The sequence below is a fragment of the Sodalinema sp. genome (genome assembly GCF_046483825.1).
In the GTDB taxonomy this organism is placed as follows: domain Bacteria; phylum Cyanobacteriota; class Cyanobacteriia; order Cyanobacteriales; family Geitlerinemataceae; genus Sodalinema.
Genome location: NZ_JAWOCL010000182.1, coordinates 1 through 10,573 on the forward strand (window position 1 = coordinate 1; position 10,573 = coordinate 10,573).

Below are 10,573 nucleotides of genomic sequence, written 5' to 3' on the forward strand. Positions count from 1 at the left end.
AATCGTTAAACAGTCCTAAGGGGTTAAGACAGTGCGATTGGGAAAGTACCGACTCTGAACATTAGCGAAGCCAACATTACCCCGCAAGGGAGTCGGAGCCAACCATAGCTCCATGGAGGGGCAACCATACCCCTCCACCCCGCAAGGGGGTGCTGGCGGCTAAAGCCGCTTGAGTCGGTTTTCCTCTCCGCGATCAATCACGGAGCTTCCAACCCTCCCAGGAGTTTTACGTGAATCCATCGCTCCCTCACCAACCATGAAACGACGTCAACTGCTCAGTTCTAGTCTCCTGTTCTTAGCCGGTTGTGCTGGATCAAGATCGCAACTCAGGGGTCCCTATGAAAACCAGTCCAAGTCACCACTCACCTTAAGTATCACCGATGAACAAGGACTGGCTCCCTTAGCCGCCAAATATGAGCCGCTGCGGGCCGAATTGTCCCGACTCCTCAACCGTGACATTGAGTTTTATCCCGTGGCCACAACCACCGTCGCCGCCGCTGGCTTACAAGCCGGAACCATTGATTTAGCCTTAGCCGGCCCCACTGAGTATGTTCTGATTCGGGCCAGGACCAACGCCACACCCGTCTTTGCGATTACTCGTCCCGACTATCACAGTGTCGGGGTTGTCCCCGTCGAGAGTCCCATTACCGAACTCAATGATCTCAAAGGTAAACTCTTAGCCATGTCCGACTTAGGCTCAACCAGTGGCCATCTCGGTCCCACAAGTCTCCTAGTTGAGGCCGGACTCGACCCTCAAACAGACTACACCGTCGAGTTTTTAGGAGATGAGGGTAGTCTTGAGGCCCTACAAAGGGGAGAGGTGGATGCTTGGTTTGGTTCTTTAACCGATTATCGTAACTTTCTCAGTCAAGATGATGTCTCTGCTGACGACTATCGACAACTGGTTCAAAGTCCTCCTCTCCCAGATGATGTGCTTGTCGTCAATAGTCGCACCTCACCTCAGTTTATTGAAGAATTGCGCCAATTGGCTCAAGAGCATAGTGATGAGATTGTAGCAGCGATTACAACAATTCCCGCCAACAATAAATATCTTGGCTCACAGGTGGTATCCGTTGCAGACCGTGACTATGACAGCATCCGGGAAGCCTATCGCACCATTGGCCAAGGAAACTTTCTCGATTAAGGAAACTGTCACCGTTACCGGTTGAGCGTTGGCCGTTAATCGTTATCAATGTCCCTGATTATTTTAATTAATATCCTAATTTATGGGCGTCCTGCTATATTGATTTAATACTACCGATGAATCATGAACAGCCAATGGCGATGGCTGCTTTTAGGTTAATGTTTCAAAACGCGGCGATCGCATGACTTTATCCTCACAACTCCTGAATCTCAAGCAGCGGTTACAGCGACGCTTGCACCTGTTGCCCTTCCCCGGCCGTCAATATCTCACCCGCAAAACCGACGGCTTAAAGATTGGCCAAAAACTAGCACTTGGCTATAGTCTAGTCATTGGCGTAGCCGTCTGCGGAACCGTGAGTGGTTTGTCCATCGGGAATTATTATCAACGGCGTGCCTATTTTGAATTTTCTGTCGCCGATCGCCAGCGGGATTTACTCTACAATTTAGAAAATTCTGTCGGGGCGATACGGTTACATCCTCAACGCTTGATGACAGTCCTCGGCGATGCGATCTGGTTCGACTACGAAGTTTCGAAATTCGAAGCCGATGTCAATCGAGTTCGCGAGACCATTTCTGAATTTGAAACCTTCCTAGATCATTATGGCCACGAATCCGATATTGACGTTGACAAACTGCGATCGCTCCTGCTGGACTATGAACAGGTCAGTCAAGACTATGAAACCGATATTCAACAGTTGTGGCAACAGCTGAATCCCCCCCAACTCACAGATGTAGAAATTCCCAACGCCCAACAACAAATTCTCGATAGTCTGACCAGTCAAGAGGCGATCGCCTTAGAGGTTCGCTTTGATCGCCTCCTAGAATACCTAATTTGGCTCGATGCCGCCGCAGATGCCCAACATGAACTAGCCCAAGCGGGACTCGAACAGGCCAAAATCTGGCGACAGTGGATTATTTATCTCAGTATTGGCCTATCGGGATTATTATCAATTCTGGTAGCACTCATCACCAGTCGCACCCTAGCTCGTCCACTCCTCGATGTGGAACAGGTGGCTCGCGAGGTCACCCAAAACGCCGACTTTAGCCTCCGTTGTCCCGTCCACAATCATGATGAGGTCGGATCAGTCGCCGAATCGTTTAATCAACTCATTCAACAGGTTGAACTCTACACTCAAGACTTAAAAATTGCCCGAGAACGAGCCGATCGAGCCTCCCAAGCCAAGAGCGAGTTTTTGGCCAATATGAGTCATGAATTACGCACACCACTCAATGGCATTCTTGGCTATAGTCAAATTCTGCAACGACGAGATGATTTAAATCAGATTCAACGACAGGGCGTTGAGGTGATCAATCAATGTGGTTCCCACCTGTTGACGTTGATTAACGATATCCTCGATCTCTCCAAAATTGAGGCACAAAAAATGGAACTCCATCCTGGGGTGGTCTCGTTGCCAGCTTTGCTGACCGGGGTTACGGAAATGTGTCAAATCCGCGCCGTTCAGAAACGTTTGACATTTACCTATCAACCGAGTGATCAGTTACCCGAGACCATCGAGGTGGATGAAAAGCGGTTGCGACAAGTGTTAATTAATCTCCTCGGTAATGCGGCGAAATATACCGACCATGGGGGGATTATTTTTTCAGTATTACCTGTACCGGAGTTGTCAACTGCTGAGGACTCGGTTGGCTTGCGGTTTGTGATTGAAGACACAGGTGTCGGGATGACGGCTGAGCAATTGGATCGCATCTTTTTACCCTTTGAACAGGTGGGAGAGTCCTATCAGTTGTCGGAGGGGACGGGATTGGGGTTGGCGATCGCCCAACGCATTGTTGAGATGATGGGTGGCAAAATCCAGGTAAGCAGTGAGTTTGGCAAAGGGAGTTGTTTTTGGTTTGAGATGACGGTTCCCGTCGCCGACGAGAGCGATATTAAGACCGATAGCCGCTCTCGAATTGTGGGATATGAGGGTCGCCGACTGACGGTTTTATTAGTAGATGATAAGCCACAAAACCGAATGTTATTAACCAATTTACTACACCCCTTGGGGTTTGAAATCCTTGAGGCGAACAACGGTGCAGAGGGATTAAAAAAAGCCAAACAGCATTGTCCTAATCTGATTATTACCGATTTAGTGATGCCCGTTCTCGATGGCTTTGAAATGATGCGACAAATCCGCCGCACCCCGTCGTTAGAGAACGTCACAATTATCGCCTCTTCGGCCAGTGTCTTTGAGCGCGATCGGCATTTTAGCACCAGCGCCGGAAGCGATGATTTCCTACCGCGACCCATTGAGTTTGACCGCCTCTTATTGATGTTAGAACAGCATCTCCATCTCACCTGGATTCGGGAAACGGCCCTAGAGACATCCCCCTCCACCTCGTCAACGGCGGCCATTGAGGCCGAGGCGACATGGCGAGTCCCCCCGGCCGAGGATTTAGAGCGTCTGCTTCATGCGGCCCGTCGTGGTGCCCTCAAGCAAGTCATTCAGCAATGTCAAGCATTACGGGAAGAGGACAGCCATTATGAGGCTTTTGCAATGACTGTCACTGAACTGGCGCGGAAGTTTCAGGAAAAGGCGGTGATTTCTACCCTTGAGGAGGCCTATGATCGGGGTCATTAGCCTCCCGAGGAAGGCAAGCAAAGCTCGTGCGAAGCTTCTTTAACCGACGGTACTGTTCAAGGGACTCAGGACCTAAACGTTCATGAAAGTCCTCTTGCACCTTACAGGTTAAACGGCGGGAAACCTGCTTGACAATTTGCGTAATCAACCGATCGCCCGTTCGTTGAATCAACTTCGGAGACAGGGAACGAATAAACTTCGGGAACAAGACCCCAACATTTAAATCTAACTCCCAACTGACCCGAGTAATGGGAGAATCCGCCTGTTCTAACTCCTCGACTGGCAGCGGTTCTAAGACTTGGGTGGCCTGAAACTCAACCTGGTAACCCGGAGGAACATAATCAGGAATCGGAATCGTCTCAATCCGATACACGCGATCGCGTTGGGGAATTAACTCTAAACCAATCTTTGGCTCCACATAATAGCCCAAGGCCCCAAACTGGCCAATCGTCAAATCATAGCCATTCTCTCCCAGGGGCGTCACTTGCATTGGCGCTGCACAGCGACGAAACCAGCCTTGATGAAGGTCAAGATATTGACGAACCGCCTCTGCCTCAGCATACATCTCCATGACGCCCTCGAACTGGGTATAAAACCAGTAGAGGCGATCGCTCACCTGAGTGTCAGCCGTCTCAGGATGGGTCATCGGCTCATCTCCAACCGAAGCGGGATGGTCTTGGGCGTTTGTGAACTGCGAGTTAACAGACGACTGCATCGTTCAAATGTCCTTTAGTATTAGGCGATACTGTTCCTAGGGGACAACTCGCCTTTCCTCTGTTCTAGCTTAGCCTGTTCATCTACCCTGGCAATGAGTAATATCTCGGAACTTTGACCGAATTCGCTAAGATATTCAGCAGCACTCTTGTTTCTTAACCTGAAACATCACCATAGCAACCATAGGAACCGTGAAAGCATTTGTCGCCGGAGCCACTGGAGCCACAGGACGCCACATCGTCCAAGAGCTAGTTCAACGGGAGATTCCCGTGCGAGCCTTCGTTCGTAACCTCGATCGCGCCCGAGAGATTTTACCCCATCAAGCCGAACTCGTGACTGGAGATGTCCTCGACGCCGAAACTCTCGCCAACGCCCTCGCCGACTGTACCAGCCTACTGTGCGCCACGGGAGCGCGTCCGAGCCTCGATCCCACCGGCCCCTACAAGGTGGACTACCAAGGAACCCAAAACTTGATTCAAGCGGCTCAAACGGCCAATATCGAGCAGTTTGTCCTGGTGAGTTCCCTATGCACCTCCGAGTTTTTCCATCCCCTGAACCTGTTTTGGCTGGTCTTGTACTGGAAAAAACAAGCCGAAGAGGCGCTGCGTCAAAGCGGACTCACCTACACCATTGTGCGTCCAGGGGGACTCAAAAATGAAGATACCCCCGCACCGATTATCATGAGATCGGCCGATTCACTTTCCGAAGGGAGTATTCCTCGACAGAAAGTGGCCCATGTTTGTGTCGAAGCGCTCTTCTCCTCCGACGCTCGCAATAAAATTGTGGAAATCGTCGCCAAAGAGGATGCGCCAACCCGAGACATTGCTCAGCTGTTCGCCGGAATCGGGTGAGCCACCCGACTCCGGCGAACCCCTGGGTTCCCCCCGCCTCAACGCTTGTCCACAACTGGCTTAAATCCGTGCTCTACTCTCGCTCTCTCGCCCGAATCCTTCGTATTGTCGCTTTGGGGACGATCGCCATCCCACTTTTAACGCCCCCAGCCCTGGTGCAAGCGGCCACCGAGCGGCTCACCGTCACCCTTAGCCCCCAACCCGGAGAGCGGTTTCGAGATCTACTGACACGGGCTGAAACCATTGCTCAGGAGGAAATTCAGCAGACATTCAATGCCGATATCGTCGTCAGTGATGTGTCTCTGGTGGTGATGGGGGAAAACCAGGGTTTAATGACCCCTTTATTATCCGTCGATGTCCGGCGCGATCGCTGGCGTCGTAATCCCCAACTCTCGGAATGGGTGCAATACTACAGTAATGCTGAAGAATTACTAGGATTCAACCGAACGCCGCCCACGGAGACCACCAGCGCCGCTGAACCCGTCTTAGGAACCGGCGATGTCCAAGTGACGCTACGCTGGAATAGCTTAGATGACCTAGATTTAGCCGTCACCGATCCCAATGGGGACACCGCCTTTTTTGCCAACCCGTCCATTCCCTCAGGCGGACAACTCGACGTTGACTCCAACGCCGGCTGTATGTCCCAATTCGAGAACCCCGTTGAAAACGTGTTTTGGGAGCCGGGAAATGCGCCCGAGGGGGATTACATCGCCAGCGTGACTCTCTTTACCCGCTGCAACGGCGATCGCGCCCCCATCCCCTTTGAACTCTCCATTAGCCTCGATGGCGAAACCCAAACCCAAACCGGAACCGTCAGCGATGACGCCCCCAGTCAGGTGTTTGAGTTCAGCTTTCCCCCAACCTCACCGGCTGAGCAATCAGACTAAATAAACAGTAAACTTAGGACGATATTAATTTTTTCACCTTTGCAAAGAAAGGGTTTCAGAAAAAAAAGCGTCCTATATTATCGGTCTAAAAAAATGGTACTACGTCGTATATTCGGCGTTGATGCGAACATAGTCATAACTGAGATCGCAGCCCCAGGCCACCCCCTGACCCGGTCCTTTGCCGATGGTGACGCCAATTTCGACAGTATCCGTCTTGAGATACTCGCCCTCGGCCTTCTCCCGTAAATAGGCACTGGCCGCCGCACGGTCAAAGGGGAGCGGCTGTCCCCCATCCATCAATTGAAAGCGTCCCAATTGAATCCGCAACTCCTCCTGATTGAAGGTCACTCCGGCTCGTCCAGCCGCCGCTGCAATCCGACCCCAGTTGGGATCTCGTCCAAACATCGCCGATTTAACCAACGACGACCCAGCAATCGTGCGGGCAATTTTGCGAGCATCGGCGTCAGTGGCGGCGCCCTGAACCGACACTTCGAGCAAACAACTGGCGCCTTCCCCATCACGGGCGATCGCCTTAGCCAGATGCTGACAGACGGCGGTGAGCATGGCTTCGAGCTTCTTCGCTTCAGGTCCTTCGCGGACAATGGCCGGGGTGCGAGACTGGCCATTGGCCAGAGCAATGACCGTGTCATTGGTACTGGTATCGCCATCAACCGTAATCTGATTAAAACTCCGATCGACCGCCCGACTGAGCATTTCCTGCCACAATTGCGACGAAACCACCGCATCACAGGTAATAAAGCCCAACATCGTCGCCATATTGGGGTGAATCATGCCAGATCCCTTACAGATGCCCCCTATGCGGACCGTGCGATCGCCAAATTGGGCTTCGAGGGCGATCGATTTCGTCACCAAGTCCGTGGTCACAATCGCCTCAGCGGCCTCATCACCACCGGTCCCCGAAAGCTGCGAGACCACCTGAGGGACCCCCTGACGTAGAGCCTCCATCTTAATCCGTTGCCCAATGACCCCCGTTGAGGCCAACAACACCGCATCACCGGGGATTCCCAGAGACTGAGAGACCAACTCAGCGCTTTCTCGCACATCCTCCCATCCCCCTTCACCGGTGGCCGCATTGGCTTGGCCCGCATTACAGAGAATGGCTCGGGCGCTGGCTTTGCGTTGCAACTGTTGGCGACAATAATCGACACAGGCCGCCCGCACTTGAGTCATTGTAAAGACCCCAGCGGCGATCGCATCGACCTCAGAATAAATCAACGCCAAATCTTTGGCCCCTGAAGGTTTCAAGCCGGCGGTAATCCCGGCCGCTTGATAGCCCCGAGGAGCCGTCACTGCCCCTGAAATTTCTTGCCACTGTGCCACGATCTCTTGCCCCCAAGTCAAAACGATTGTTATTCCTTGAGAGGGGATTATACCAGTCTCCGTCCCCGTTTCTCGGGTCAATTACCGGCCATTAGCGCACGCTGCGAATCGAATGGCGAAACTCGCGAGCGCCCTCATACCCCGACAACCGGGCTAACTCCCGTAATTCTCGGGTTCCCTCATAAAGTTCCCCATCAATCTCCCAGGTAGGATAGGCCCGCACTCCGGCATCTTGACAAACTTGGGGTTGAGCCTGATAGCCATTAGCATCACATTCGACATAGGTCAGCTTGTCAAAGGCCTCTGAGCCAAACAGTTGTTTCTGGCTATAACAGTGGGGACACCAATAGGCCCCAAAATAGCGAGCGCCAACGGCCGTTAAATGCTCCGCCAGAGCCACTTCTGACCGGCCAGACTCCGTGGTAATCGCCGCACCGCGCTGTCCCGCCTCAGCCATAGCCCCGGCCGGTGTAGCCGCCACCCCTGGACGCTGATCGGCGTAGAGGCCAGTGACCCCAATCAGAGTCACAAACACAAGAATCAAGCTGGTGAACAGGGGTTGTCCCTCGTCCTCCCAATGTTGCCCAAAGGCCGCTAAGCCAAACAGACTAAAGGAGAACAGCGCCGAGAGGAGACAGTAGGGGCAAAACTCATGCAGTTCGTTCACCAGAAGAAACATCAGGTAGCCACTAAAGGCCGCCATGACACTTCCTCCCACCAGTAGCCCCCAGCCGCTGATGCGATCGAGGCGATCGTGGCCCTTGCGATCGCGATCGCGGCTAATACCGTAGGGAGCAAACGCAAACAGAGCCATCAGTGCATAGCCCAAGAGGCCAAACAGAGTTAGGGGGACGCCGAACACTGTGGCATAGGAACTGGTCAAGACCTGATTACAGCCCTCTGTCGGGCAAATGGTCGCCACCTGGTCCGTTAGCTTCACCACCGTTAAAAACGTCGTCTCTAGGACTCCTAAAACGGCGATCGCCCCAATAAGGGGACGCAACCCAGGGTTAAAGCGGGGCGTGGCTAATCGACGAGTCATGGTTGAATCTTCTCCAAATTCGGATCACAGGTTAAGACGGCACCTTTAGGCATTAAGATCGCACTTTTTTAAAAGCGCGACGATTCACCATCGCCGCCGTCTCGTTTGAGGGATCTCCCTGGACGGCTTCGACAAACTGGCTAACTCGAATTGGGTCAATGGGTTCATGGATTTTGCCATGTCGTTTCAGGGAACTTGAGACAATGGCCCCATCGGCCGCCTTCATCAAATGAGGGATATTCTCCCAGGTCGCACCACTCCCAATTAAGACGGGTTTTGACCCCGCCGCCGCTTGGGCCACCTCTAGGTCTTCGAGACTCGGCGGCATCCCCGTGGCGACCCCCGAGAGAATCACCCCGTCGGCTAACCCCCGTTCTAGAGTTTCTCGGACCGTCAGGCTCAGACTGGGGCTACCAATGGGTTGGGCGTGTTTGACCAACACATCGGCCAGAATCTGGACATCGCTGCCGAGTTCTCGCCGGTATCGCATCACGTCATGGGCGCGGCCCTCAATGATGCCCTGATCAGTGGCCATAACGCCCGTCAGCACGTTGACACGAATGAATTTAGCGCCGACACAACTGGCGATGGCCAAACTGCTGCGGGCATCATTGCGTAAGACGTTGACGCCGATGGGAACCGTAACTAATCCCATCAGGCGTTCGACAATTACGGTCATCGCACTGACGACGACGGGATCGACTTGTCCATGAGTGAACGGGGAGTCGAAAAAGTTTTCGACAATCATGCCATCCACGCCGCCCGCTGCTAGGGCCGCAGCTTCTCGTTCGGCGCGATCGATGACTGTCTTCAAATTCCCTCCCCATCGGGGCGAGGAGGGCAAAGGAAGTAGGTGTACAACTCCGATTACTGGGTTTGAGGTTGGGAAAATCTGCTTGAAGTCCACGTTTTTGCTAATCTCGGACTTGGTTAGTCGGGAGACGTGACGATGTGCGGGTTAGATGCCGCCCACGGCCAATCATCGTCCCAGGCGTTGGGCCGATTGAACTGGGGGCATGACTGCCACCCCGTCCCAGATCAACTATACCGTCTGTTCGTTGCAGTTCTCGGGCTAGGGTCGATTCTTGCTGCTGAGATTTTGGCACAAGCGAGCGCCTATACTGGACGTAGCGATGCTGAACGAGATCCTAAGCCCCTCAAAACGATTGTCAGCACCCCCGGCTGAAGCACGGGGGCTTCGTGCCCTCCCCTTCAGGTAGCTGACCAGCTTAAGCCTTAACTGGCTACGTGAGCGAGCAAGAGTTAAAGTTCCTACCCGGGAATGCGTGCTAGTTCCCGGCTCTAGAACCGAATCGTTAAACAGTCCTAAGGGGTTAAGACAGTGCGATTGGGAAAGTACCGACTCTGAACATTAGCGTTCGCGGAGCGTGCGCGTTAGCGCTTAGCCAACATTACCCCGCAAGGGAGTCGGAGCCAACCATAGCTCCATGGAGGGGCAACCATACCCCTCCACCCCGCAAGGGGGTGCTGGCGGCTAAAGCCGCTTGAGTCGGTTTTCCTCTCCGCGATCAATCACGGAGCTTCCAACCCTCCCAGGAGTTTTACGTGATTGCACTCGCTGGAGTCTCTCGCTAACTCAATGAGTTATTTGGGTTGCAAGTCTGGTCTGGCCCGTTGTAGGGCCGCCAACTCGTCCCGATGGCCAACAATCGTAGCAATACTTCCCTCGGCTTCGAGTTTGGGGGAAGTTTTTTCGTCGCTGTTATCCATGGCTTTAACGGTGAGCGAAACCTGTTCCCGGCGATTCGCCTGTTTCCAATAGAAAACACCAGCTAGGGGGGAGAGCAACACCAGGGCTATGATACCCTGAGATAAACTGGGGATAAGGGTGGCTAACACTAAGGCAACACAGAGGAAACCAACGGCGGCTAAAAGACTGAGAAAAATTGCGAGAAACCAACTGGCGCGTACGTTTCCTTCGAAGGTGACACGGTTATCCTCTGGGTCAAATCCTACCACCTGATAGCGACGTTGACACAGATAGTCTTTTAA

The 10,573-nt window shown here is 53.1% G+C and carries 10 protein-coding genes and 1 pseudogene; 5 read left to right on the forward strand and 6 right to left on the reverse strand.

Translation table 11 applies throughout. The features are described 5' to 3' along the window. Positions 1-76: 76 nt before the first annotated feature. Positions 77-258: pseudogene (locus R6U67_RS11905) on the reverse strand (hypothetical protein). Here R6U67_RS11905 and R6U67_RS11910 point away from each other — a divergent pair. Together R6U67_RS11910 and R6U67_RS11915 are read left to right on the forward strand one after the other, a co-directional pair. Beyond that, complete coding sequence (locus R6U67_RS11910; protein ID WP_410252750.1) at positions 257-1,144, forward strand: phosphate/phosphite/phosphonate ABC transporter substrate-binding protein; 888 nt, start codon at positions 257-259, stop codon at positions 1,142-1,144. The pseudogene R6U67_RS11905 and the gene R6U67_RS11910 overlap by 2 nt on opposite strands. A 181-nt stretch (positions 1,145-1,325) precedes the next feature. Beyond that, positions 1,326-3,725, forward strand: coding sequence for an ATP-binding protein (locus R6U67_RS11915; protein ID WP_410252751.1), 2,400 nt, complete (start codon positions 1,326-1,328; stop codon positions 3,723-3,725). On the opposite strand, the gene R6U67_RS11920 is transcribed toward R6U67_RS11915, so the two are convergent. Next, a complete protein-coding gene (locus R6U67_RS11920; protein ID WP_410252752.1) occupies positions 3,691-4,440 on the reverse strand; it encodes a DUF1997 domain-containing protein in 750 nt (249 codons plus the stop codon). The genes R6U67_RS11915 and R6U67_RS11920 overlap by 35 nt on opposite strands. Before the next feature lie 190 nt (positions 4,441-4,630). On the opposite strand from R6U67_RS11920, the gene R6U67_RS11925 reads away from it, so the two are divergent. Next, positions 4,631-5,290: an SDR family oxidoreductase gene (locus R6U67_RS11925; protein WP_410252753.1), complete on the forward strand. Its 660-nt coding sequence runs from the start codon at positions 4,631-4,633 to the stop codon at positions 5,288-5,290. A 68-nt stretch (positions 5,291-5,358) separates the two neighbouring features. Further along, positions 5,359-6,177, forward strand: a complete 819-nt coding sequence (locus tag R6U67_RS11930) for a YfaP family protein (RefSeq protein WP_410252754.1) — start codon at positions 5,359-5,361, stop codon at positions 6,175-6,177. Positions 6,178-6,276: 99 nt separating this feature from the next. On the opposite strand, the gene argJ is transcribed toward R6U67_RS11930, so the two are convergent. From argJ to btpA, 3 genes are all read right to left on the reverse strand, one after another. After that, positions 6,277-7,518: a bifunctional ornithine acetyltransferase/N-acetylglutamate synthase gene (gene argJ, locus R6U67_RS11935; RefSeq protein WP_410252755.1), complete on the reverse strand. Its 1,242-nt coding sequence runs from the start codon at positions 7,516-7,518 to the stop codon at positions 6,277-6,279. A 91-nt stretch (positions 7,519-7,609) separates the two neighbouring features. Further along, positions 7,610-8,560 (reverse strand): vitamin K epoxide reductase family protein, encoded by a 951-nt coding sequence (locus R6U67_RS11940; RefSeq protein WP_410252756.1) that lies wholly within the window; start codon positions 8,558-8,560, stop codon positions 7,610-7,612. Between the two features lie 52 nt (positions 8,561-8,612). After that, on the reverse strand, positions 8,613-9,467 hold the full coding sequence (gene btpA / locus R6U67_RS11945) for a photosystem I biogenesis protein BtpA (protein ID WP_410252757.1): 855 nt from the start codon (positions 9,465-9,467) through the stop codon (positions 8,613-8,615). Between the two features lie 42 nt (positions 9,468-9,509). Here btpA and R6U67_RS11950 point away from each other — a divergent pair, with 42 nt between their 5' ends. Next, on the forward strand, positions 9,510-9,746 hold the full coding sequence (locus R6U67_RS11950) for a hypothetical protein (protein WP_410252758.1): 237 nt from the start codon (positions 9,510-9,512) through the stop codon (positions 9,744-9,746). Positions 9,747-10,165: 419 nt separating this feature from the next. On the opposite strand, the gene R6U67_RS11955 is transcribed toward R6U67_RS11950, so the two are convergent. After that, on the reverse strand, positions 10,166-10,573 hold a 408-nt coding region (locus R6U67_RS11955), incomplete at its 5' end, for a cofactor assembly of complex C subunit B (RefSeq protein ID WP_410252759.1).